The 23142-nt window shown below is 31.9% G+C and carries 28 protein-coding genes and 1 pseudogene; 13 read left to right on the top strand and 16 right to left on the bottom strand.

Annotated elements, in window-relative coordinates:
* Window positions 1–123 precede the first annotated feature (123 nt).
* From RCG18_RS15650 to RCG18_RS15640, 3 genes are all read right to left on the bottom strand, one after another.
* Entirely contained in the window at window positions 124–1482 is a 1359-nt protein-coding gene (locus RCG18_RS15650) for a DUF6179 domain-containing protein (protein WP_308036974.1), read from the bottom strand.
* Window positions 1482–1973, bottom strand: coding sequence for a DUF6323 family protein (locus RCG18_RS15645; RefSeq protein ID WP_374118909.1), 492 nt, complete (start codon window positions 1971–1973; stop codon window positions 1482–1484). The genes RCG18_RS15650 and RCG18_RS15645 overlap by 1 nt, the downstream gene beginning before the upstream one ends.
* A 227-nt stretch (window positions 1974–2200) precedes the next feature.
* A complete protein-coding gene (locus tag RCG18_RS15640; protein WP_308036973.1) occupies window positions 2201–2725 on the bottom strand; it encodes a dihydrofolate reductase family protein in 525 nt (174 codons plus the stop codon).
* Window positions 2726–2853: 128 nt separating this feature from the next.
* On the opposite strand from RCG18_RS15640, the gene RCG18_RS15635 reads away from it, so the two are divergent.
* Entirely contained in the window at window positions 2854–3801 is a 948-nt protein-coding gene (locus tag RCG18_RS15635; RefSeq protein WP_308036972.1) for a WYL domain-containing protein, read from the top strand.
* Window positions 3802–3895: 94 nt separating this feature from the next.
* On the opposite strand, the gene RCG18_RS15630 is transcribed toward RCG18_RS15635, so the two are convergent.
* Window positions 3896–4804 (bottom strand): D-isomer specific 2-hydroxyacid dehydrogenase family protein, encoded by a 909-nt coding sequence (locus RCG18_RS15630; protein ID WP_308036971.1) that lies wholly within the window; start codon window positions 4802–4804, stop codon window positions 3896–3898.
* Window positions 4805–4829: 25 nt separating this feature from the next.
* Window positions 4830–5276, bottom strand: coding sequence for an Lrp/AsnC family transcriptional regulator (locus RCG18_RS15625; protein ID WP_308036970.1), 447 nt, complete (start codon window positions 5274–5276; stop codon window positions 4830–4832).
* A gap of 316 nt (window positions 5277–5592) precedes the next feature.
* On the opposite strand from RCG18_RS15625, the gene RCG18_RS15620 reads away from it, so the two are divergent.
* The 3 genes from RCG18_RS15620 to RCG18_RS15610 are packed head-to-tail and all read left to right on the top strand — an operon-like array spanning window position 5593 to window position 6980.
* Complete coding sequence (locus tag RCG18_RS15620) at window positions 5593–6045, top strand: LytTR family DNA-binding domain-containing protein (protein ID WP_308036969.1); 453 nt, start codon at window positions 5593–5595, stop codon at window positions 6043–6045.
* On the top strand, window positions 6042–6707 hold the full coding sequence (locus tag RCG18_RS15615) for a DUF4318 domain-containing protein (RefSeq protein WP_308036968.1): 666 nt from the start codon (window positions 6042–6044) through the stop codon (window positions 6705–6707). The genes RCG18_RS15620 and RCG18_RS15615 overlap by 4 nt, the downstream gene beginning before the upstream one ends.
* A gap of 15 nt (window positions 6708–6722) precedes the next feature.
* Complete coding sequence (locus RCG18_RS15610) at window positions 6723–6980, top strand: DUF4318 domain-containing protein (RefSeq protein WP_308036967.1); 258 nt, start codon at window positions 6723–6725, stop codon at window positions 6978–6980.
* Window positions 6981–7125: 145 nt separating this feature from the next.
* On the opposite strand, the gene RCG18_RS15605 is transcribed toward RCG18_RS15610, so the two are convergent.
* The 3 genes from RCG18_RS15605 to RCG18_RS15595 form a co-directional block, all read right to left on the bottom strand.
* A complete protein-coding gene (locus RCG18_RS15605) occupies window positions 7126–7359 on the bottom strand; it encodes an SDR family NAD(P)-dependent oxidoreductase (protein WP_308036966.1) in 234 nt (77 codons plus the stop codon).
* A gap of 265 nt (window positions 7360–7624) precedes the next feature.
* Window positions 7625–7849, bottom strand: a complete 225-nt coding sequence (locus tag RCG18_RS15600; RefSeq protein ID WP_374119145.1) for an MBL fold metallo-hydrolase — start codon at window positions 7847–7849, stop codon at window positions 7625–7627.
* A gap of 134 nt (window positions 7850–7983) precedes the next feature.
* A complete protein-coding gene (locus tag RCG18_RS15595) occupies window positions 7984–8706 on the bottom strand; it encodes a flavodoxin family protein (RefSeq protein ID WP_308036964.1) in 723 nt (240 codons plus the stop codon).
* A 136-nt stretch (window positions 8707–8842) separates the two neighbouring features.
* Between RCG18_RS15595 and RCG18_RS15590 the strand changes: the two genes are divergently transcribed.
* Complete coding sequence (locus RCG18_RS15590) at window positions 8843–9487, top strand: TetR/AcrR family transcriptional regulator (RefSeq protein WP_308036963.1); 645 nt, start codon at window positions 8843–8845, stop codon at window positions 9485–9487.
* 187 nt (window positions 9488–9674) lie between these two features.
* Here RCG18_RS15590 and RCG18_RS15585 read toward each other — a convergent pair whose 3' ends face one another.
* The 6 genes from RCG18_RS15585 to RCG18_RS15560 all read right to left on the bottom strand — a co-directional run bounded on the left by RCG18_RS15585 (window position 9675) and on the right by RCG18_RS15560 (window position 16646).
* Window positions 9675–10844, bottom strand: coding sequence for an amidohydrolase (locus RCG18_RS15585; protein WP_308036962.1), 1170 nt, complete (start codon window positions 10842–10844; stop codon window positions 9675–9677).
* Window positions 10838–12007: an amidohydrolase gene (locus tag RCG18_RS15580; protein ID WP_308036961.1), complete on the bottom strand. Its 1170-nt coding sequence runs from the start codon at window positions 12005–12007 to the stop codon at window positions 10838–10840. Before RCG18_RS15580 ends, RCG18_RS15585 begins: the two co-directional genes overlap by 7 nt.
* Before the next feature lie 83 nt (window positions 12008–12090).
* Entirely contained in the window at window positions 12091–13347 is a 1257-nt protein-coding gene (locus RCG18_RS15575; protein ID WP_308036960.1) for a 4Fe-4S dicluster-binding protein, read from the bottom strand.
* A 28-nt stretch (window positions 13348–13375) separates the two neighbouring features.
* Entirely contained in the window at window positions 13376–15274 is a 1899-nt protein-coding gene (locus RCG18_RS15570; RefSeq protein ID WP_308036959.1) for a M56 family metallopeptidase, read from the bottom strand.
* Between the two features lie 2 nt (window positions 15275–15276).
* Window positions 15277–15639 (bottom strand): BlaI/MecI/CopY family transcriptional regulator, encoded by a 363-nt coding sequence (locus RCG18_RS15565; RefSeq protein ID WP_308036958.1) that lies wholly within the window; start codon window positions 15637–15639, stop codon window positions 15277–15279.
* Between the two features lie 140 nt (window positions 15640–15779).
* Window positions 15780–16646: a LysR family transcriptional regulator gene (locus tag RCG18_RS15560; protein ID WP_308036957.1), complete on the bottom strand. Its 867-nt coding sequence runs from the start codon at window positions 16644–16646 to the stop codon at window positions 15780–15782.
* 186 nt (window positions 16647–16832) lie between these two features.
* Here RCG18_RS15560 and RCG18_RS15555 point away from each other — a divergent pair, with 186 nt between their 5' ends.
* From RCG18_RS15555 to RCG18_RS15530, 6 genes are all read left to right on the top strand, one after another.
* Complete coding sequence (locus RCG18_RS15555) at window positions 16833–17012, top strand: hypothetical protein (RefSeq protein ID WP_308036956.1); 180 nt, start codon at window positions 16833–16835, stop codon at window positions 17010–17012.
* Window positions 17013–17074: 62 nt separating this feature from the next.
* On the top strand, window positions 17075–17485 hold the full coding sequence (locus tag RCG18_RS15550; protein WP_308036955.1) for a histidine kinase: 411 nt from the start codon (window positions 17075–17077) through the stop codon (window positions 17483–17485).
* 58 nt (window positions 17486–17543) lie between these two features.
* On the top strand, window positions 17544–18872 hold the full coding sequence (locus RCG18_RS15545) for an MATE family efflux transporter (protein WP_308036954.1): 1329 nt from the start codon (window positions 17544–17546) through the stop codon (window positions 18870–18872).
* Between the two features lie 24 nt (window positions 18873–18896).
* Window positions 18897–19082: a coenzyme F420 hydrogenase/dehydrogenase beta subunit N-terminal domain-containing protein gene (locus tag RCG18_RS15540; RefSeq protein ID WP_308036953.1), complete on the top strand. Its 186-nt coding sequence runs from the start codon at window positions 18897–18899 to the stop codon at window positions 19080–19082.
* Window positions 19060–19455, top strand: coding sequence for a Coenzyme F420 hydrogenase/dehydrogenase, beta subunit C-terminal domain (locus RCG18_RS15535; RefSeq protein WP_308036952.1), 396 nt, complete (start codon window positions 19060–19062; stop codon window positions 19453–19455). Before RCG18_RS15540 ends, RCG18_RS15535 begins: the two co-directional genes overlap by 23 nt.
* 93 nt (window positions 19456–19548) lie before the next feature.
* Window positions 19549–19695 carry a hypothetical protein gene (locus tag RCG18_RS15530; RefSeq protein WP_308036951.1) on the top strand — a complete coding sequence of 49 codons (147 nt, stop codon included), beginning with the start codon at window positions 19549–19551 and terminating at the stop codon, window positions 19693–19695.
* Window positions 19696–19864: 169 nt separating this feature from the next.
* Here RCG18_RS15530 and RCG18_RS15525 read toward each other — a convergent pair.
* Window positions 19865–20751, bottom strand: a pseudogene (locus tag RCG18_RS15525) (LysR family transcriptional regulator).
* Between the two features lie 114 nt (window positions 20752–20865).
* Here RCG18_RS15525 and RCG18_RS15520 point away from each other — a divergent pair.
* Window positions 20866–21444 carry a TIGR00730 family Rossman fold protein gene (locus RCG18_RS15520; RefSeq protein ID WP_308036950.1) on the top strand — a complete coding sequence of 193 codons (579 nt, stop codon included), beginning with the start codon at window positions 20866–20868 and terminating at the stop codon, window positions 21442–21444.
* Between the two features lie 119 nt (window positions 21445–21563).
* Here the strand turns inward: RCG18_RS15520 and RCG18_RS15515 are convergent, their stop codons facing one another.
* The gene (locus RCG18_RS15515) at window positions 21564–22406 is read right to left on the bottom strand and encodes a LysR family transcriptional regulator (RefSeq protein ID WP_308036949.1); all 843 of its coding nucleotides are present in this window, start codon (window positions 22404–22406) and stop codon (window positions 21564–21566) included.
* Between the two features lie 181 nt (window positions 22407–22587).
* Between RCG18_RS15515 and RCG18_RS15510 the strand changes: the two genes are divergently transcribed.
* Window positions 22588–23127, top strand: a complete 540-nt coding sequence (locus RCG18_RS15510) for a DUF4865 family protein (RefSeq protein WP_308036948.1) — start codon at window positions 22588–22590, stop codon at window positions 23125–23127.
* Window positions 23128–23142 lie beyond the last annotated feature (15 nt).

Below are 23142 nucleotides of genomic sequence, written 5' to 3'. Positions count from 1 at the left end.
TAGCAATTCTGAGCATCAAAAAAATAAGGGTTAACTTCTACAAGTTAATCCTTATGACAAAAATACTTATTAAATATAAAAAAACTCAATCATTTGTGGTACGTATAGAAGATTTTTCTTTATTTACATACTAATCTCCTGAGATATTCTAATTATTTCTCTTTTTTTCGTATCATCCAAGCTTTCTAAATATTTGTTAAACTTTTCATGCCACTCTTTCTCACTTTCAGTACCATAATCAATATCAAGAACTTTATCATTAGAAATACTCTTAATTAATAGCGCTACTTCAAAATCCTCTAGAGCTTTAAAAATATCAATAAATTCATCATCAAATATACAATCAGAACTAAATACATCCATCAGATCCCTTAAGCTGTGAAATTCTTCTCTAATAATCTCTATTTTATCTTCTACTCTACTACAATTCCTAATCTCTTCGGTTATGTTTCTAAATCTACTGTCATCTAAGCTTTTTCCATCTTCATATTTAAGTAGATTTTCCTCTGACTTGCTTAAAGTGATAAATATATTTTCCAAAGTGTTAGTTTCAATATGCCTTTTTATTTCAGGTGCAATCTTGCAAACAGTCCTGTTTATATATTCGGTAAGGTTTTTATCCTTAATAAAGAGTTCCTGACAAAGTTTTTCTGTCACCCCAAAAATCAATCTCCTAAACTCCGCTTGAGATAAGTTTTCCATGATACCTTTAAGATATGTTCTATCTCCTTTAGTTATCTCTAAGGACCTGCCTTCTTTTCCTATTAGAATACACCCTAGGTAGTTAACAAGAACTAACTGAAATATATTAATTAACATGTGCTTAGAGTCTTTGTTAAAGCCTTTTAATAAAGCTTCAATTTCTGAACCATCAAAGTATGAACAGAATTTATTTTCAAGAATTATTTTATTTAAGTAATCCTCTATATATTCAATTCCTACTAAATCCCTTTCGTCAATAGCTAGTGGATAATCTATAGAACCTGGAGTTTCATGCCTTGCAAATCTAATATCATACTCTTTAAAAAATAATGGAATTCCATAATCAATGGTATCTATATAGGCATAGTTTTCTGTTTGTAATCTAGTTTCCTTTACAATCTGATATAATCTTTGACATTTATCTACCTTAGCCTTTAATATCTTTTCACCCTGAGAAAATAAATACATTACTTCCTTCTTTTTAATTAAAGTTATACTTTCCTCTATTGTTGATTGATTCTTTAAAAATAATCCCAGTGTATAGCAAATAGACAACATAATCTGCTCTGCAATTTCCACCCTAACGGAAGAACTTTTATTCCTTGTGTAATAGTCCACCGTTTCTTTTAAGATATCTAACACTTGAAGTTGAATACTCTCAATATCTCTTATGTTTAATAAATTATTTGAATGAAGCACCTGCAGAAGGGTTTGAAAATAATGTTTTTTACTTAATAAATTTTCAAAGGCATCTTTTTTATTTATAATAAAATTATCCATTATTCCTCATCTCCCTTCTCATCACTCTCCATGTCTTCATCCATATTTAAATAATCAACCACTCCATACTTCATATTATGAGCTATTTTATCCAAGTATTTATATCTAAGGAGTTCTAAATCTCCCTGGCATCTATTATCAAAATACTTCTTCATCAACTCAATTAACTTGTCATCACTTATCTCTTCCATCGTTTCATTTTTATAATAATAAAAAGTTTCTATAAGGTCATTTATAGTTTCAGAATAATTATTTTGCAAAATATAAGGCGAATCGCAAAAGCTGGAAATGATTTTTGTTATTATACCTCCGCCAAATTCCACTCTGCCATTACTACTTAAAGCTTCATCTCTCGTTTCTATAAGTGCTTTTATATCTTTCTCTAAAAGTTTTAATCCATATTCTAAAGTCTTTTCGTTAATTTGCTGAATTTCTATAAATGTTTGTTTAGCTATTATAGAATTTGAAGTAGACATAAGATAATTTTTCACAAATTAACCCCCCTAATTTTTTTAAATTTTATATTGACTTTTTGTTTTAGATATGATATGATAAAATTGAGGTACTATATTTATAATGTATAATTTTATCATTGTCTTGGTTTTAAGTCAATGATATTTTTTATGTCTGCATAAGACTAAACTGAGTTAGAAAGTTAAGAAGAACCCCTCGACATCGCTGTCGAGGGGTTTATTGGCGTAAGATATGCATGCTAAGTTTATCTTTTTATATATTTTAAAATTGTAATACCATTATCTACGGCATACTCTTTTAGATGTAGTTTTATTGTTGGATTATTCTCTAAAAATAGAGGTCTACCTTTTCCTAGTATTGTAGGAACTACTCCTATTATATATTCATCAATAATATCAGCCTTAATAAAGCTATCTACAAGAACTCCACCGCCAAATAAGTATATATCCTTGCCATCCTTTTCTTTTTCTTCCTGAATTACCTTACATATATCACCACTAATAAAGCTTAGATTGTCTCGATCTTGAATTTGTTGTGATGTTGCTATATACACCTTTTTATTTTTAAAATCATCATGCATATTTTGATCATAGCAATTTTTACCCATAACTACTATATCTATATCTTCTAGAAATTTACCAAAATCAAATTTATTTTTAGTATTTAATGTATCATCTCCATCCCCAACTATCCAATCGAATCTGCCATCTTCTGATGCTATATATCCATCAAGACTTATTGCTAAATTTAAAATTATTTTTCTTTTCATATTAAATTCCTCCTTATTATCTAAAATATTTTTAGGTTTTGCATAGTTTATAAATATTATTGTTTGATACTTAATTAATTATAGACTATAATAGTTGACATCTAATGTCATATAATAGGAGGAAAGTTATGAGAGCAGATAGATTAATTTCTATATTAATGTTATTACAAATGCATAAAAAATTGACTGCTTCCGAATTATCAAAAAAACTTGAGGTTTCCGTAAGAACTATTTATAGGGATATTGATATTCTTAGCGGTATTGGAGTACCTATATTTGCTGATAAAGGTATAAATGGTGGCATAAAGCTTCTAGGAGACTATAAAACTTCCCTTACAGGAATAAATAAAAAAGAACTTTTCTCTTTATTAATTCCAACTGGTGATAAAATTTTTGAGGATTTAGGCATTGAAGATCTTAAGTATTCTACAATGCTTAAAATTTTAGGAAATTCTTCACATAATCAAATAGAGGAATTGGAAAACATTCAAAATTATATTTATATAGATATGTATACCTGGAATGAGCCTAACATTAGCCTAGATATAGATATTCTTTCTATATTACAAAATGCTGTATGGAACTCAAAATCATTGAAATTATTATATAGGAAAGTAGATGAAACAAAAGAAATAGCAATAAACCCACTTGGATTAGTTTGCAAACGTGGTGTTTGGTATTTAGTCGCAGCAGATAAGGAAATTATTAAAACATATAAAGTGACTTCTATTGAATCTGCTTCATTAATGAATGACACGTTTATTAGACCATACGACTTTAATTTAAAAACCTATTGGAAAAACTCCACTAGTAATTTTAAAAATTTAATTCCTAAATATACTTTTACCTTTAAAGTTAGTCCCAGTATCTTAAATCATATAAAAGAAAGGCAATTTATAACTATAAGTAAAACTATGTTTAAAGAAAATGAAATTTATCTCAATATAAAATTTGATTCTGTGCTGCAAGGTATAGAATTTGCTTTTGGATATGGTAAAGATATTAAAATTATTGAACCTATTGAAGCTATCTCTGAAATTAAGAAAAGAGCATTGGAAGTTATTGATTTATATTAAAAATACTCTATAAATAAGCCATTATAAAGAATACATATTCTTTATTATTGATTTCTTATAATGGCTTACTCTGTGTTACCCAGATACATGACTATTAAGCATGAAATTCCTTTAAAAATTCTTCAATATTTTGTAGAACTTTATTGGATAATCTCTGTCTTGCTTCTTTCGTCCAACCTGCTACTTTTTTAGATAAGATTATATTAGAGTATTTTTCAAATTCCTTTTTAAAACTTCCGGCACCATCTTCATCACATATTACAAAATTTCCTTTTCTTTGTATCCATTCCAAAAATGCTGGCACTTCAAATGGAGTACCCAAAGAAGTATTAATCAATATTTTACCATTACCAAATAAAGAAAATTCATCTTCACCAAGTATTATTGTGTTTTTAGGTAAATGAATTGATATAATTTCTGTTATTTTTAGCAGCTCATTAAGTGAAAGATATTCTATCCCTTCCTTTTCAATATCCAATTTCCTATTTCTACTGAAATAATAAACTTTCATTCCAAAAGTAGATGCTATTTTTGCTAACATTCTCCCCGTTGTACCCATTCCAATTATTCCAACTTTTCTTTGTGTTAACTCCACAGGTTCATTTCTCCACTGATGTTCACCTAAACCCTTTAGTAATCTTATTAATTCACTAATTATAAATTCAACTAATCCTTCATCCCCATAGTCTCTAATTCCTTGAACTTCAATATTATTTGCTCTTGCAGCTTTAATATCAACATTTGCGGAATTTTCATCATAAAGGCTACAGCACATTCCAATATATTTCACCTGCTTACATGTTTCAATTACCTCTTTACTTATCTGCGTATTCCAAGATACAAGCACACAATCAGCATCTTTTATTCTATGAATAATTTCGTTATCATTTTGTGGATAATCATCAAATATCTCAATAGGTTTAATAGAGTATTTCTTTAGTTCTTCAACTGCCCAAGATTCTAATCCCGTTTTATCAATACAAACGATTTTATTAAATTTCATTAATTCTCATCCCTTCATTCAATTATTACTTTACACCATCCTCAATTATTGTTGATAAAATAAATGTTGTAGACGTGTCTATAGTAGATTTTACTTTCCATAATTGATCAATGAAATTTGTGATGTCTGATGTAGACTTTGCCCTAACCTTGATCACTATACACCAATCACCATGGATTCTTTGACATTCTTCTATAAGTACATTAGGTACATCAATATTAACATATTGTTGTATATCCTCTTTATAATTTGACATATTTACCTTTACATAAATATATGCTCTAGTACCTTCCCCCAATTTAGTCCAGTCAATGATACTTTTATAACCTTTTATTATTTCATTTTCTTCCAGCTTCTTTATTCTTTGATGAATTGCTTGCCTTGAGATGTGAAGAATTCTACTTATTTCTTCATGAGGTATTCTTGCGTTATTGCTAATAATATTTATAATCTTAATATCCAAATCATCCATATCTCAACCCTCCTGCTATATGTAATGTATTTTATCATTTAAAAGTTATTAAGTCATTATATTGACCAAATTAACTGCTAATAGTAATTTTAATTACTATACAAACATTTTTTTCATATTTTAAATCTCTTTTTAAGTAAAATATACTTAAAAGAATTGCTATATGCAATTTTTCAAAATAATTTTAGTTGAATACTTTAGATTTGACTAAAAATCATACCTTCGTCCACTTACCTAGGATTTCAGACCACTAACCTGCAAAGTGTAGATATTCTATGGAAATACAGGTATTATATAGAAAAGGAGGATGATGCCCATGAACGTAGAAATCCGGTATGTAAATTCTCCAGAAGAGGAATGTGCAGTCTTAAAGATTTGTCAAAACCATCCTGGAATTATGAAATTACAGGAAATAATTGAAAAAGGTATTTATCAGACTATAACGGTTCCTTGTTTTATTGGAGAACAGAGATATTTTATTTCTTGTGAACACATTTTATATATTGAAACTATTCAGGAGATATTGTTCGTGCACACTGGCAGCAAGGTATATGAAGCTAAAAAGCGGCTTTATGAACTTGAAAAAATGCTTCCGGAGCAATTTGTCCGGGTTTCCAAATCAGTCATAATGAATCTGAAACAGGTAGAATATTACAGCCCTCTGGCAAACGGGCTGATGAAAGCAACATTTTATAACGGTGAGGAGACGTATATTTCCAGAAAATATCTCCGACTTCTCAGAACAAAGATTGGAGGTAGAAATTCATGACAAAGGAAGATAGAAGAGAAATTACAGTGAAAGGACTTTTCCTAGCACTGATACTATTTATGAGTATGCTTATTGATTTGCTAATCCTTCGGGATATGCAACATCTGCAAGTTGTTGGGACTTTCCTTATTCCAATCATCGCTTTTTATTGTCTGCTGGGTATGTTTATCCAATGGATGGTATATCGAAGCACTCTTAGAAAAAAAGAATTCCATCTACTCTCAGGCACTGCTGCTATTTACTGGATATGTATGCTTAGTATAATTTTTATGGTTTGTGCTCATTGGGTTCCTCAGGTTATTCGATATATAGTTGTGGCAAACGGAGCAGCATTGCTATTAGTTTGGTTTCTGGATTACCTGTATATGAAGAAGATAGCTAATGAATTGAATTCTGGGTTAGAATACTATAGTCGGGTGCTAGTAGAAGATCTGCCAGCGAGACCTAAGACAGAAGATATGTTTATGGAGGAAATCAGTAATTATTGTAAAAAAAATCACCTTTCTCTTGAAATTCTGGAATATGGAATTCCAGCTAAAATAAAAATGAACAATATTCAGTATATGGTAAAGTTGGGTCAATACTATACGCTAGTGGGAATTCTAGTGTATACACTAGAATTCCATAATATGATTTCAAAAATAAAAAATAGTAGCACTTAAGGAGATCTAATTACTATGAAAATAATGAATAAGCTTAAAAAATATTTTCTAACATCGAAATCTTGGGTAATTGATCTGGAGGATTGTACTACAATTCCTTCTGGAAAGACAATTGTAGACACGGTTCAGAATTGGGCAAATGAAAATCAAAAGAAAATCATATTTGTAAGTACCATGAAACCAATAACTTTTATGCTAGACGGAACAAAATATATAGTGAAAATTAATAGAGAACGTGGAGCTTATACTTTGTATATTACAAATTGTGAATAAAACAAGCCAAATCAGATATCAATGGTTCTAAGTAAAGTCTACATCATTTATGATAAGGTTCACCGTAACAAGTATAACGTAGACTTTTTTACTTAGGACTTTTTAAATAAAACTTATCAATAACTCATGCTCATGTGACTGTCACCTACTCCTTTACCAAAGCTAATTTTTTTGTAGCCCCTTGCTGAGACAAATCCTGTCCAATTATATCAATTTTTATATTATATTCGTTTGCTAATTTATCTGCCAATTCAGTAAGTTTTCCAGTATTTCTTGAAACTAAGATAAGATTATATTTATGAAAAGCGAATATTTGAGCAAGTTCATATCCTATTCCACTAGTTGCACCCGTGATTAAAACTGTACCCTCATTATTCATAGCTAACCCCTCCATTTAATTTTTATAGTATTAATAAACATATTTATTTTATTACTACCAATATTATCTCCCGTCCATGATAGAGCTGCCGAATTAATTGCTCCGCTTCCTTGTAGTGCTCATGCAAAAATAAATATTAAGATAGTTTTGCATAAAAAGCATAACTAACATCATTCCAAATTGCCTCATACCTAAAATAAAACTTATACCAATGATAAATTTTTTTCCTTAATAGAAAACTTATTAGATATTACATCATTTCCCATTAGTCACCTCTTTCTACCACCGGTATTCCATGTGCCGGACATACCCATTTGAATGGAAAGTGAGATATATTTTTGATAGATTCCATAAGTACAGCTTCATCCCAGTTCATATTGGGATAAGATCTCAATTTTCCTTTTCTTGAATCTACCAAATCTCCTGCAAATAAGATATCCTTATAAAGTATACAAGTATGTCCCGGAGTATGCCCTGGAGTAGGGGTAATCTTTATATCTCCAATCCTCTTATCTTTGCTATACGCACATATATTCTTTTGTTGCCTCTAAAGCATAAACGTTATCAGTTATTTTCATGCATTCCACCTCTCAGACAAACTTTTATTCTGTATTAAAAGTTTTCTTAAATCAAACCTCTTTGCAAAAGACTGTTATACGTAGCACGTTCTTTTTCTTCTTTATTCTGCAAAATATACTTTTGAAAAATAGGTTTTATATAAAGTGCAGTAACCAATTTCAGAATTAAATTCTGGAAAGGATATTTATTGCTACTTTTTATATCTCTTGTAATTTTTCTTCCCAGCGCATGAGCCTTCTTCAAATCATCAGTGCTTTCACAAACTTTCTTTTCAACTCCCTTAACCATCGTATAAACTCCTAAAAATCCCGAGACGTAACTCCTTTCGAATATTCCAAATTTAAACATGCCAGTAAGGCTCTTCGCCACTTTTTTTACTGCATTTCTGTTGTATGATGTAGATATTCCAGCGCCATACTTTCCTCCAAGCAAAGAGGCATACAACGTATAAGGTCCAAGTCGCTCAAAAAAGCACTTCATAATTGCGTTATACTCCATACCATAGGTTGGAGAACCCAAAATAATTCCATCTGCTTCATAAATAAGTTTTCTAATCTCTTCAAAGCCATCAAGAATAGGACACTTCCCTTCCATTGTACAAGTTAAACATCCTGTGCAAAATTCAAGCTTGTATTTTGGAAGAAAAATTTCCGTTACTGATGCCCCTTCTTCCTCTGCACCCTTAAGTGCTTCCCTAACAAGTGTAGCGGTATTGCCGTTAAATCTTGCACTGCTTATCACCCCAACAACCTTAATATCTTTTTTCATATCTTCATCTCCTCTTCCTTGACATATAAAACATAATATTATAAACTCATAATATACGTAGCGTGTATTAAGGTTACACCATGTAACCAAAGTATACACCTTGTGCTCTATAATTGTCAAGTTAGGAGGGAAAAATTTGGTTAACTCAATTACTAGAAGAGAAAAAGAAAAACAAGCAAGAGAAGAGGATATTATAAATGCTGCAGAAAAAATATTTACTATAATGGGCTATAACGGAGCTTCGATGGAAGAAATAGCCAAAGAGGCCCAATTCACTAGAAAGACCGTTTACCAATATTTTGCTGATAAAGAAGATTTATATTTCGCAGTGGTGATTAGGGGATTTAAAAGACTTCTATGCTATATTCAGAAGGAAAGTAAAAAAGAGAATACTGGTTTTGAAAAGCTTCAGCTTTTAGGTTCCGCATATTATCGATTCTATCAGGATTTCCCTAGCTCCTTCCACTTAATGAATTATGTTGGCTATATCAAATCTAATAAAGAAAATACAAATAAGCGAGAAGAATTTAATAAAGCCTCTGAATTAGTCGCACAAGAAGTGGCAAAAGTCATTGATGAAGGAAAAGCAGATGGAAGTATCCGAAATGATCTTAATACAATGAAGGCAACCTATTCTGCTGAATTTTTAATAACAGGATTTTTTCACATGCTTTCTTTATCGGGTAAAACATTTACAAATCATTATTCACTTGATCAGCAGGATTTTATCCATTTTAATTTAAATTTATTATTTGATGCTTTTCGCAAGAAAAATAAATGAGAACCTCAATAATCTGGAGGTTCTCCGTAACGAGTATATTGGTGACTTTATTTTCTACTATACTATTAATTATAAATATATTTAATGTACCCTCCTAAATAATGTCGCCCAGATAAGCAGTCTCATTATACCTTATTTTTCTATTTTTGCAATCAATATACTTTTGAACTTCTTTTTTATAGTATCATTACAATACTTCACGTTTCCAAACCCTTCTACCTTCAATATAGGTTTCTTCAACGGCTCCCTTTAAAGTAAAAGGTTCTCCGCCTAAGATTACAAAGTCTGCATCCTTACCAATTTCTAAAGAACCTACTCTATTCTCAATACCCAAGGCTTCAGCGGGATGAATCGTTAGAGCTTTAAGGGTGTCATCAAAGGGGAGACCATTCTTATAGGCTACTGCTGCAAATGGAAGTAAGTAGCGACAGTTAAGGAAAGGATGATCTGTGACGAAACATACCTTTACTCCATTCCTTGCGAGAATAGCTGCATTTTCTTCTGAACTATTGGCTGTTTCTACTTTCGTAGAGGGCAAAATACCAGGCTCCACCATAGCAGTAATCTTTTTCTTACCTAAAAACTCTGCAATTAAATGCCCTTCAGTACAATGCTCTATGCTAAAATCTATATTCAATTCTTCACATATTCTTATTACCGTAACGATATCATCTTGTCTATGAGCGTGCACTCTGAAAGGAATTTCACGATTCAGCACCATAATCCCAGGTTCAAGATTCATGTCCATTTTAAAGGGCTTTCCTTCCGCCTTAGCCTTTTCTTTGCTTGCTCCATACTCTTTTGCATCCTTAAAGTAATTTCTAATAATAGAAGCTACAGCCATACGTGTAACAGGAGATTGTTTGTTGTATTGTCCATGAACCCTCTTAGGATTTTCACCAGTAGCGCCCTTTAATCCAGTAGGATTCTTAACTACCATATCGTCAATAATAGTACCATAGGTCTTGCAGGCAAAGGCGAGTCCTCCAATGGGGTTAGCTGATCCAGGAAGAATTTGAACCGTTGTAACTCCTCCTTCTCTTGCTCCTTCAAAGCTGTTTTGCATTGGGTTTGTGGCATCAAAGGCCCTTACTGCACCAGCAACTGGTTTCATGGATTCGTTACCATCATAACCTGGCTTGCCCTCTCCATCTCCCCAAATTCCTACATGAGAATGGGCATCTATAAGTCCAGGTATAATGACTTTACCTGTTAAATCTAAGACTTCAATATTTTCAGGAATGGAGAGTTCTTTTCCAATCTCTCCTATTTTCCCATCATCTCCAATGATAATCATGCCATTCTCAATCACTGGTTTCGTTACCGGATAAATTTTTGCTCCTTTTATCACTAGCATGCTTTCACCTTCCTCTCATAAACAACCTGTCCATTTATTAGTGTTATATCTGCAAAAGATATAAACTCAAGAGGATGATCTGACCATATTACTATATCTGCATCCTTACCTACTTCTAGTGCGCCTACTCTATCCTCTATCCCAATATGTTCTGCAGAACTTAAGGTTATAGCTCTTAAGGCATTTTCCTCCTTCATTCCCCACTGAACAGCAATACCTGCTGTTAATATAACATTACGAGCGTCCACTACAGGGTGATCTGTTGTAAAGGAAAAGGGAATTCCTTCTCTTTCAAAATAGATAGGGGTTTTAAAATCTCTAGCTCTGTTTTCTACTTTTGAAGCATAATGAATGGTTGGTCCCACAGCGCAATGGGTGTTTTGTTTCTTTAGAAAATCTGTAATTAAGTATCCATCCGTTACATGCTCTAAAACAAATTTAACATCAAATTCATTACATATTCGAACGGCAGTAACAATATCATCCTGTCTATGACAGTGAATGATAAGCGGTATTTCTTTTTTGATAACAGGCAGTAATGCCTCACTTTGCATTTCCTGCTTTATGTTTTCTTTTTTATTCTCCGCTTCCCTTTTCTTTTCTAAATAGTCCTTTGCCTTTTGGAGAGCTTCACGAAAAATAGCCGCATTTCCCATTCGTGTTGCTGGCGGCTTTTTATTATTTCCATAAAGACCTTTAGGATTTTCACCTAGAGCAGCCTTCATGCCTATTGGATTCTTGATGATCGCTTCATCCACAATGGTTCCTATGCATTTCACTGCGAGACCTGTTCCTCCAATAATATTTCCGCTGCCAGGAACAATTCCAACAGAAGTAATTCCTGCCCTTCTAAAATCTTCAAAAGCTTTATCCTGCATATTAATACCATCTCGTGCGCTGCACCAAGGAGTAACAGGGTTTGTACTTTCATTAATATCATTCCCCTCTGCGCCAACTCCGCTCTCGAACAATCCGGCATGACAATGGGCATCAATAATCCCTGGAGTTACAATCCTGCCATTAGCATCAATAATTTTATGACAATTAGATACATCGATATCCTTTCCTAACTTAATAATTTTCCCGTTTTCTATAACTATCGTTCCATTTTCTATGACTCCTTTTGAAATTGTCTTTAGGCAGCCATTTATGATTGCTAGCATTGTATCCCTCCTAAGGTTATTCTATATATTAAATTTCCCGATTTACCTTTTCTTCATTTCAATGTATGTTTTAAATTTTATTTCTAATATTTTTTACTTAATAATTTATCTAAATATACTGATTTCATCTGTTTGCTTGCCATAGTTCGCTTAATAGGTGGAAGCTTTAAAATAGCTGATAAAACTGCTGCCATAGCTCTATGGCTAAATAATGCCTTATTATCAAAAATGAGCTCTTGAAGTTTACCTTTTTCAATAGCCTGCAGCACTATCCTGTGGGTTGTATTAGCTGGAGTTATTATCTCCTTTTCTCTATGCTTAAGATATATGCTTTTTTTGTGGCAATTTCTAACACATATGCCACAGCCGAGACATATATTTTCATCAACTTTGGCTTTTTTAGATTGAGGATCAACCTTTATAGCATCTATAGGACATGCCTTTGAGCATTTACCACAGCCTATGCAACTGTCTTTCGTAACTTGTGGGAGAAACGCAGTAGTCTGAATAGGATTTAGATATCCAAATTGTTTAATTGCCTGCATACCTTCGCAACAGCAGCCACAGCAATTGCAAAGAAATACTGATCCATCCCTAACATTCTCACCACATTGTACTAAATTATAATCATATGCCATATTCAATATTTCTAAGCCCTCAGCTGCTTCTATAGCTCTACCATACCCATGTTTGCTTAAAGTATATGCACTATCTCCAAAGGTTAAACAAACATCCATAGGAGCACTGCAGGCTTTCCCTAAATGCTCCATCTTATGTCTGCAAAAGCACATACTCGCAGTTATAAATTTGGCATTTTTAATTACATTACTGGCTCTATCATAATCCATTATCTCCAGCTGATTTTGATTTGAAAGAACACCTTCCTGTACAAAAACTTTTCCAAACCTTGTTTCAGTACCCAAAAATAAATCTTTAATAAAGTCCTCTTCTACATTTAAATATTGAAAATAAAGTTCAGATAAAGTCTTCTGATCAATATCACCTCTAGTTCTCATGAGAGAAAACTCAAAAAAACCAATCATAGGAGGTGGAAGACAGTACTCCTTCTTCCCATCATAATCAACATCCAAAAGTATAGCTCTTGAAGCAAGCTCTTGGAGAATGTTTTCAGCTTGAACTTCATCCATTTTCCAAATGCGACTTGCAGTTTTAACTGTAAAAGGTTTAATAGGCAGCATTGCTACAAGTTCAGCTTCCCTTTCAGTAAAGAGCATACTTAATATCTTATATAATGTTTTTGATGGCGGTGCTCCCTGTGGAAATCTATTGATTCTTTCCTCTAACCTCTTATAGGCTTCTCTATTTGAAATATGTGACACATTTTCACAGCCTTTCTCTACATTATTACTATGTCAATTGAATTAGTTTACCTGCTTTTTCGCCTGTTGTTTTTCTTATTGATATCCCTGTCTGCCCATTTGCTTTTAGATGTTTAATTAAATTGTCTTCCTGTAATTTAATTATATCTTCATTATTAGCATTCTCTTTAAAAATTTTATCTGCAAGCCCCCATATTTTTTTCCCAGATACAGGCATAGTACAAAAGGCTTTAATTGATGGAGCACACTCATCACCATCCTTAGCCTGTTCATATTTATCTAATTTATAAGTACCATCTGCATTTTTAATGTAAGTTATTGCAACAGGAGTTATGGCGCCTGTTTGCTCATTTATAGTTTTATCAAAAAGCTGATAGGTTTCGGCATAAGTAGTAACAAATACTTTCAGCTTATTTCCTTCTTCATACTTTCCATGAATATGAGGTGCCACAACAAGAAAAGTTCTGTCATTTTTTATATTTTGATTCTTCTCCATTTCAGTTTCATATACCAACTTTTCGATAGGATCAGTGCCGCTATAAGAGAAATCAGGCAACCTAGTTTCTTTTTTTATTTTCAACTTTGAATACCATTCCGTAGGCAGTAGATTTTCATCTGCTACACCATTTCTTTGACCTAATTGGGCTATACAAAGCTTCATAATAACCTGGCCGCGCAAATCATTTTTAACATTGCCATTTTTAAATTGTAACAACATATAATTTAGTGCATCATCTCCACCATATTTTAATATATCTCCATACTCTGTTCTATGAGCCTCAATATAGTCATCTGGATTGGAGGATGTTTGTGGCGAGGATAAAATAACCTTTAAATTTTCCTCTACTAAAAGTGACGGTTCCTTTTTAGGTGGAACAGAAACATTCTTAGAATTTGCAACTCCTCCTCCTGTCCCTTTCTGTAATTTTTCACTTTCTGAAATTATTCCTAAATTCTCAGATTTCTTATTAATTGGATTAGAAACAAGCCCTATGCCTATAACAATAATTGTAACCACTCCTAAAATTAAAATCCAGAAAGCTGGCTTTTTATATTTCAGCACGTTCTTTATACGGCTTTTTGTGTTATTCTCTCCAAAAGCAAGTGGACTTCCACTTATGAGTTTTTTATCTACTGCCATTGATAAAAGTGAAGTACTGTAATCTTTCTTTATACCACTGCCAAGCTCTTTAATCACCTTTTCATCACAGGCCATTTCCATGTCATTACTCATCAATTTGAAACTGAGCCATGCGAGTGGATTAAACCAGTGTATGCAAAGTAGTAAAAAAGCAGAAGGCTTAACAATATAATCAAATCTTTTTATATGAATTTGCTCATGTTTTAGAATATAGCTTCTTTCTTTTTCTCCTAGTCCCATTGGCAAATAAATTTTAGGCTTTATAATTCCAAGTACAAATGCAGTCTTAATTTTTTCGCACTCAAAAATGTCATCACAAATTAACATGGCAGTGCTAACTTTTTTCTTTAGCAGCAAATAAGATACAATGCCATAAACAATAAGGATGCTCATACCTACAATCCATATTATTGAAATCGCAAATATGATAGTCTGTATTGGATTCACACTAGCAACATGTGTAGCAGAAGGCAGAGAGCTGTTAATTACATTGTTGGCTCCCTTTATTCCAAAATCTACTTTAGGCTGTGACATCATACCTACATTTAGAGGAACATGCTCCATTTTGCCATTACTTGAGACAATAGGCCTTAAAAAGCTAAAGGTACTTGAAAAAGAAAGAGGGCATATAAGCCTAAACATTACTACTAACCAAAGGCTATATGAGAATATCTTTGGAGCTTTTTTTAAAAGTAAGCGTCCAAACACAACAAACAAAATAGCATAGCTGCCAGTTATGCTCATGTTAAGCACCCTCAAAAATAAATTTTGTACATAATGCTCCATCACTACTCCTCCTTATAGCTATCAATTAGCTTCTTCAATCCCTCAGCATCAGTCTTTGACAGCTTTTTACCACTCATGAAGCTTGTAATAAATTGAGGCAGTGATCCGCCGAATGTTTTTTCTAAAAACTTTTCACTCTCAAATTTCTGAACTTGTTCCCTTTTTACAATAGCAGTAACAATGGAGTCTTGATTCCTTAATATTCCTCTCTGGCATAGCTTTTTTAAGACTGTATATGTTGTAGATTTCTTCCATCCAAGCTTTTCATTGCAAAGCTTTACAAGTTCTCCTGAGCCTAATGGCTCATTCTCCCAGACAATGCTTGCAAAACGGTATTCACTTTCGCAAAGATTAAATTTATCCATGCTCCCCCTCCTTTGGTCTATAATTATAGACTAACTTATTAATAGTCTATTACTATAGACCAATCGTGTCAATCAAAAAAGGAATATATGTTGAATATAATTTACTTAGGCCTTAATTTTCTAAAATCATAATGTCTTTCCTACATTTCAAAAGTTTGTAAGAAGTGCTTAGCAATAGAAGATAAATACTGATCTTTCATCCATATTATAGTTGTACTTGTGTTTAAGGACGGTTCATTAATTTCTTTATAGCTTAACTTCGCATTTGGAATAAGTTCAATCCAATCCTTAGGTACGATAGCAACAGCCATTCCTGTCTTGGCCAGTAACAATATTGAGCGAGTATCTTCAATTTTACAAAGTATTCTTGGCTCGAATCCCGCCTGATTACATAATTCTACTATCGCTTTTTCATATCTACGGTGCACTAAAAGAGGTTTATCTGCAAGATCCTTCAAATATATGTCTTTTTCATTACTCTCCCAATAGGTACTATCACTACTGGCGGCTACCATTGGTTCACTAGGCAAGCTTATAGATTCATAAATTTCTGAGTTCAAAGGAGTTCGTATAATTCCAATTTCTATTAGTCCACTTTTTAGTAATTCTAATATTTCACTTGTGCTTCCTTCTCGTATTTCAAAATTTATATTTGGATATTTTTTATTAAAACTGCATATCCGCTGAGGCAAAAGTATATCTCCGGAAGAGGATATAGTTCCGATTGATAGCGTTCCTTCCAACCCTTCATTAAAATCCTTTAATTCTTTAACTGTCGATTCCATTAATTCCATCATCTGTTTCGATCTATGCCATAATCTTTTTCCTGCATCGGTTATCTGAAATTTACGAGTAGTTCTTTCTATCAATTTAACCTTTAACTCATCTTCAATAAGTTTTAGTTGTTGTGTAAGATGCGGTTGAGCTATATGTAATCTTTCAGCTGCTTTAGTTATATTTCCTTCTTCAACAATTGCAAGAAAATAATTGAGTTGCTTAATATCCATAAAATTACTCACTCCATAGATTTGATTTATACATTTTTTTGTATAAGTATAATAATATATACGTATTTTTTGTATATATTATTCTTTGTTATAATCATACATGAGATAGAAAATAAAGTCAAAAAAGGTTTAAGATTAATCCTGACTATGTAAGGATTTTATTATAATTTTACGGGGGGAGATACAATGACAAAGAGGGATTTCATAAAAAAAGTAGAAAAAATTCACCTAGCGAAGGACTGTAGTATTTCAAAGGCAATTGATATAGCTAAAGTAGAAAATAAAATAACTGATACAGAGTTCATTTCATGGTTCTGTACAGGCAAACATGCTATGTCATGTGCGAGCAACATTAAAGGAAAATAATTATAAGGTAACTTTACTTAAAATATATATCAATACAAGGCTGTAAAATGGTGTGTTAAGGGGTGATTATAATAAGAATTCTTATTGTTGATGATGATCAAACTACTAGTTTAACTTTATCTAACATTGCTCAAGACTATGATTGTGTGGAAATACTCCAATGTAGTTATTCTAAATTTATTTCAGATAATTATTGGTTAGATTTAAGAGATATTGATATTCTTATTATCACCTCACCGATACCTTTCGATAGTAGATTAATTGCTGAATTTAATGGAAAAATTATAGTAATTTCTGATGTAAACGATAAAAAAACTATTGTTCAAGCTTACCTATCAGGAGCTGAATATTTTATTACTAAACCAATTAACCAATTTGAAGTTATGGAAATTATAAAAAAATCAGTAGAACTGATAAAACTAGAAAAATACATGTACAATATTAAAAAATCACTAAACTTAGTAGAAACGTAAACTTAATTAAAATAGTAGTTATATAACAAAGCTATACAATATGTTGGAGGGTTAACCCATGAAAGGTGACATGACTGAAGGAAGCTCATCAAAAATATTAATAACTTTTGCTATTCCTATGGTACTAGGCAATATATTTCAGCAGCTTTATAATACAACAGATGCCATAATTGTGGGAAGATTTATTGGGAAGAATGCATTAGCCGCAGTAGGTGTTTCAAATCCCATTATGTCAATAGCACTTTTCTTCATATTTGGCATCTGTATGGGTACCTCCATACTTATGTCCCAACTTTTTGGGTCAGGAGAATATAAAGTCTTAAAGAAGGAAGTTTCTACAGCTCTAATTGTAGGAATAATTTTTACTATAATATTATCTATTACCTGTATACTTCTATCTAGATGGGTTCTTATAATAACTGGAACTCCTAAAGAGATTTTAAATGACGCTGATGTATTCTTAAAAATAATATTTGGAGGACTAATCTTTTCATTCCTATATAATTATTACTCGTCTGCACTTAGGGCCATAGGAGATTCAAAAACTCCCCTAATTTTCTTAATTGTTTCCTGTTTACTTAATGGAATCTTATGTATCATCCTTATCATAGTTTTTAAGTTAGGTGTTGCCGGTTCGGCTATTGCAACAGTAATTGCACAAGGTGTATCATCTATATTGTGCATAGTATACGTTTATATTAAAATTCCACTAATAAAACTTAATCGAAAGGAATTGGTTATAGACAAGTCACTAGTAAGACTGACTATACAGTACAGTTGGGTGACAGCACTACAGCAGACTTGCCTGTATATTGGAAGGCTTTTGGTTCAAGGTGTTGTTAATTCTTTTGGAATAAATGCCATAGCTGCCTACAACTCTGTAACAAGAGTTGATTCATTTGTATTGGCACCTGGTGATAGTTTTTCTTCATCTGTTGCTACCTATTCTGCTCAAAACAAGGGCCGTGGAAAGCTGGATAGAATAATTGACGGCTACAAGAAAAGTAATATTATAATCACTGCATATAGTGTTACTGCTGCCCTCATTGTGTTTTGTGGAGCCGAAAGAATTATGAATTTATTTATTTCCGGTCCTGAAAGGGAAGTTATATTAATAGGCGTAAGATATTTAAAGTTAATGTCCATTTTCTATGTACTTTCAGGGTTTTGTAATATCTTTCAAGGGCTATTCAGGGGTGTCGGTAAACTGCGTATAACATTTATTGCAACCCTCATGCAAATTTTTGTAAGAGTTACATTATCCTATATTCTTGCACCTTATTTAGGAATTTCAAGCGTGTGTTACGCCATAGCTATTGGTTGGATTTTAATGATTATCTACGAAGGCTTAGCCTGCAAAAATATTTTAAGGAACTCACACGATTGAATTCGACGCATTGTGCTTTAAATTATGGAGATTTCAGCAAAACATAAATCAGAAGAGGTTTTAATGAATTCTACATCTGGAGGCGCCTTTACAGCAATTTCCGATGCAATACTTCATGAAGGTGGAGTAGTTTATGGTGCTGACTTTGACGATGAATTTCATGTGCTACATAAGATAGCCGAGAATCATGAGCAGCGAAGAGAGCCATAACGATGAAAGGTTCTATAAACTTTTCTTTGGAGAAAAGACTATTATGCGTCCTTCTTGTGAACAATGCCGATTTACAGATATACATCGTGCATCGGACATTACCATTGCAGATTACTGGGGAATTGAAAAATATGCTCCTGAATGGATGGATAAAAGAGGTGTCTCTGTAATTTTAATTAACAATAGAAAAGGTGCTGATCTTTTCGAGAAATGCAGCGCAGATTTAAAATATGAAAAGCGTCCAAAGGAAGAATCTCTCGCAGAACAGCAACGTTTAAGTGAACCTATAAAGTTTCCAGAAAGTCGTAATAAATTCTGGGATGATTATAGAAAATATGGTTTTGAATATATCATTGAACAATTAACTAAATAGTACTTCGCGGACAACCTTCCTTACATTTCAACGATCGGAGGTTAGAAATCCAAAACGGGATATACCAAAGGCCATGCTTCTACTTCTTTTGATATGAATGCAGTGGTTCTGGTTGCATCATTTTGCTTAATGACTGGATCATACTTTTCCGCTATAATGATGCTAGTTGCTTTAGGTATTTCTGTTGTTATCTCTATAGCTTACTTATTTATCCGTGGTAAATCTAAAGATACAGCTTGACATGCATGAAATTAATAGGTATCAATTCCTCAAGCATAACAAACTTAAAAATTGCTATAAAGTTGAAGTTCATTCTAACTGTTTAACAAAATAGTTGGAGTGCACTTCTTAACTTTCTAATCTATCTTCATATTTATCCAAAAATTAAATTTCCCACTTCTTAAAAAATCTAATCTTCAATAAGCTCAATGAATCTCTGCGCTGCTGAAGACATAGGAATATCTTTTTTAATTGCTATGCCCATAATTCTCTCTGGGATTTTTTCTTTGATAGGTATTTCATATAATTGTTCCTGCTCTAATTCCTTTTGTATGTAATCTTTTATAACACAGGAAACTCTCAACCCTCTTTTGCAAATTCTATCATTAGCTCTACATTACTCAGCTCCATTTGTGGTGCTATTTCTACTCCATGTGATTTAAAATAATTATCTATATAATCCCTTGTATTCCCACCTTTTTCTAGTAGAATGATAGGACATCTATCTACTAAATTCCTCAAAGATATTTGTTTTTCACAAATTTCTTTATACTTGTCTCCTACTACAAAACAATCTTGTATTTTAAATTTTTTAATGACGTTAAGAGAATTATTATTCTCTACATGCATATTTAAAATTCCTATATCTATCTCACCTGATTCTAGCGATTTTGCTATTTCATAGCTTGACTTATCCTTAATATAAATTTTTATATTTGGATAGTTTAAATTATAAATTTCTATATATTTCATTAGATAGTATTTACATACTGCACTACATACTGCTATTCTTATCTGACCTAAATTAAGATTTTTTAATTCTAAAAATTTTCTTTCTGCTGTCATCATAAGACCATAGCCTTGCTCTATATATTTGAATAATACCTCACCTTCTAAGGTAAGAGAAACCCCTTTTGGAGTTCTATAAAACAATTCTCCACCTAATTTCCCCTCTAATAATTTTATAGACTGACTAACTGCTGGCTGTGATGTAAAAAGCTCTTTTGCTGCTTTAGATATACTTCCTAATTTGGCAGTAATATAAAAAATTCTGTAAAGTTCAAGATTAATATACATATAAAAATTTAGTATACCTCCTATACTAGATATTAATTTTACTTATATCATTTCATTAATTATAATTGCTTTATAAAAGTTATTCAACAACTAAAAGTATTGGAGGTAATATTTATGAAAAGAATCTGTGTCTACTCTGGCTCTAATCTAGGTTCCCGTTCAGAATATAAAGAAAGTGCTAAACTACTTGGCAAAATATTAGCTGAAAATAAAATTGAATTAGTATATGGTGGTTCAAAAATAGGTCTTATGGGTGAGCTATCAAATGAAGTTTTAAGAAATAACGGAAAAGTTATTGGAGTTATGCCTAAAGGGCTTTTCTCAGGTGAGATGGTTCATAAAGATTTGACTAAACTTATAGAAGTTGAAAATATGCATGAAAGAAAACAAACTATGGCTGAGCTTTCCGATGGATTCATAGCACTTCCTGGTGGACTAGGTACTTTTGAGGAACTATTTGAAGTACTTAGTTGGGCTCAGCTTGGTATTCATAAAAAGCCTATTGGCATATTAAATATATCAAACTTCTTTGACCCTCTTTTACATATGATTAAAAACACTTGTACTGAAGGTTTCATGAATGAATCAAATATTAAGCTTATTTCAGTTTCAGACACTCCTTTAGAATTAATCAAACAAATGAAAAACTATGTGCCACCTTTAATGGAAAATAAATGGCGTGAATTAGCATAAAAATATCTTCATTTTCTGTCAAAGGTACTTATAAGAAAAGTGTAGACAGTTGACTATTATATGTAACTTGAAGTCAACTGTCTATCTGTAGTTTATGTATTGCAAATATTTTAAGGTCATTATCCATAGAGTATACTAATAAAATTATTAATTGGGTGATTTATATTTAAACTATTACCTTTGATAAAGTGTATTATTAGCTCGTTGAATTCATTAGTTAATTCATGAATATATACTCTGTCATTATCTTTTATCACACTTTTGGGCAGTAGTGATATTCCCATGCCATCTGCTACACACTTTATAATAGCTTCTAGCGAGTCAACCTCAATGATTCTGCTTGGAGTTCCTTTGTTTGCAACAACCCATTTTTCCAAAATAGCACGATAAGGACAATCAATATTGGTGTTTATAATAATAGGCTTTTCTAATAATTTATCTATTTCTTTACTGTCAATGGAAGATATGACTGCTAGTTCCTCTGTAAAAGCAAAAACTGATTTAACACTACTTTGGTTGTACGAACCATTAATAAACGCACCATCAAGCTCTCCACTGACAACTTGTTCTATTAATTTTCTTTGAGTATCTGTTTTTAAAGATAATATTACATCAGGGTGTTTTTCTGAATACCTGCTTAACCATTTAGGCACTACTGAAGCTGATATTGTTTGAGTTGCCCCTATTTTTAAAGAATTATTACAGCAATTATCTTTAAAAGCTGATTCGGCTTCGTTAATCAATCTAATAATCTGATCTGCATATGTAAGCAACTTTTTGCCGCTATCGGTAAGAGTAACACCTTTATTATGTCTTAATAGCAAAGTAGTCCCTAATTCCTTCTCAAGCATCTTTATACGAAGGGTTACATTTGATTGAACATATCCCATCTTTAAAGCTGCCTTGGAAATAGAACCTTCATAGGCTACAATTTGAAATATTCTCAAATCATTACTTTCCACTTTTCATTACCTTCTTTACTTAGTAATAATTATAATCTTAACACATTTTCACTATTGATATTTATTAATTGGGGTATTATTTAAAATGATATTTGCTATGATTTATAACTATTATTCATAGACCTTAAACTCATATATAATAAACTTAAAGATAAAGAATAGGAAAAGGAGTGTTTATCAAATGATAGCAATACAGTACAAGATTACATTACCAAATGACTATGATATGGATATAATAAGATCCAGAGTTAAAAATAATGGCCATAAGACAGACGGCTTTTATGGTTTAAAGTTTAAACTATATATGATAACAAAAAAGGGTGAAAATAATAATTTGCAGAATAGTTATGCTCCTTTATATCTTTGGAAAGATAGTGACGGACTAAATAAATTTTTATTTAATGGATTCTATGACAATATAATAAATTCTTTTGGATGGCAACAAGTAAATATAGGAATACCTTTAATTGATAAAACAACCTGTAAAATTACAGATATAAAATATCTATTTGAAATTACAAGAGATATCGAGCCTCAAGGAAGTTTAAATAACTTTAAAGATAGAATAGAAGAAGAGCTTCCCAAAATTGAAAATACAGAATATATAGTTATATATAATCCAGATAAGTGGAAATATACTGTATTTTACTTTATTGATGATTTAGAGAAAGTAAAAACAGAAAAAGGTACAATTTATAATATACTTCATATATCACAATAAAAAGTTCTATATATT

This window comes from Clostridium sp. OS1-26, assembly GCF_030915445.1.
GTDB lineage: Bacteria > Bacillota > Clostridia > Clostridiales > Clostridiaceae > Clostridium_AM.
Note: the sequence above shows the minus strand (reverse complement) of the source record. Positions and strands in the feature narration are given on the sequence as shown.

Coding starts and splice junctions, on each gene's coding strand:
- RCG18_RS15650 (WP_308036974.1), bottom strand. CDS start 1,482: ATGGATAATTTTATTATAAATAAAAAAGATGCCTTTGAAAATTTATTA.
- RCG18_RS15640 (WP_308036973.1), bottom strand. CDS start 2,725: ATGAAAAGAAAAATAATTTTAAATTTAGCAATAAGTCTTGATGGATAT.
- RCG18_RS15635 (WP_308036972.1), top strand. CDS start 2,854: ATGAGAGCAGATAGATTAATTTCTATATTAATGTTATTACAAATGCAT.
- RCG18_RS15630 (WP_308036971.1), bottom strand. CDS start 4,804: ATGAAATTTAATAAAATCGTTTGTATTGATAAAACGGGATTAGAATCT.
- RCG18_RS15625 (WP_308036970.1), bottom strand. CDS start 5,276: ATGGATGATTTGGATATTAAGATTATAAATATTATTAGCAATAACGCA.
- RCG18_RS15620 (WP_308036969.1), top strand. CDS start 5,593: ATGAACGTAGAAATCCGGTATGTAAATTCTCCAGAAGAGGAATGTGCA.
- RCG18_RS15615 (WP_308036968.1), top strand. CDS start 6,042: ATGACAAAGGAAGATAGAAGAGAAATTACAGTGAAAGGACTTTTCCTA.
- RCG18_RS15610 (WP_308036967.1), top strand. CDS start 6,723: ATGAAAATAATGAATAAGCTTAAAAAATATTTTCTAACATCGAAATCT.
- RCG18_RS15605 (WP_308036966.1), bottom strand. CDS start 7,359: ATGAATAATGAGGGTACAGTTTTAATCACGGGTGCAACTAGTGGAATA.
- RCG18_RS15595 (WP_308036964.1), bottom strand. CDS start 8,706: ATGAAAAAAGATATTAAGGTTGTTGGGGTGATAAGCAGTGCAAGATTT.
- RCG18_RS15585 (WP_308036962.1), bottom strand. CDS start 10,844: ATGCTAGTGATAAAAGGAGCAAAAATTTATCCGGTAACGAAACCAGTG.
- RCG18_RS15580 (WP_308036961.1), bottom strand. CDS start 12,007: ATGCTAGCAATCATAAATGGCTGCCTAAAGACAATTTCAAAAGGAGTC.
- RCG18_RS15570 (WP_308036959.1), bottom strand. CDS start 15,274: ATGGAGCATTATGTACAAAATTTATTTTTGAGGGTGCTTAACATGAGC.
- RCG18_RS15565 (WP_308036958.1), bottom strand. CDS start 15,639: ATGGATAAATTTAATCTTTGCGAAAGTGAATACCGTTTTGCAAGCATT.
- RCG18_RS15560 (WP_308036957.1), bottom strand. CDS start 16,646: ATGGATATTAAGCAACTCAATTATTTTCTTGCAATTGTTGAAGAAGGA.
- RCG18_RS15555 (WP_308036956.1), top strand. CDS start 16,833: ATGACAAAGAGGGATTTCATAAAAAAAGTAGAAAAAATTCACCTAGCG.
- RCG18_RS15545 (WP_308036954.1), top strand. CDS start 17,544: ATGAAAGGTGACATGACTGAAGGAAGCTCATCAAAAATATTAATAACT.
- RCG18_RS15540 (WP_308036953.1), top strand. CDS start 18,897: ATGGAGATTTCAGCAAAACATAAATCAGAAGAGGTTTTAATGAATTCT.
- RCG18_RS15535 (WP_308036952.1), top strand. CDS start 19,060: ATGAGCAGCGAAGAGAGCCATAACGATGAAAGGTTCTATAAACTTTTC.
- RCG18_RS15530 (WP_308036951.1), top strand. CDS start 19,549: ATGAATGCAGTGGTTCTGGTTGCATCATTTTGCTTAATGACTGGATCA.
- RCG18_RS15520 (WP_308036950.1), top strand. CDS start 20,866: ATGAAAAGAATCTGTGTCTACTCTGGCTCTAATCTAGGTTCCCGTTCA.
- RCG18_RS15510 (WP_308036948.1), top strand. CDS start 22,588: ATGATAGCAATACAGTACAAGATTACATTACCAAATGACTATGATATG.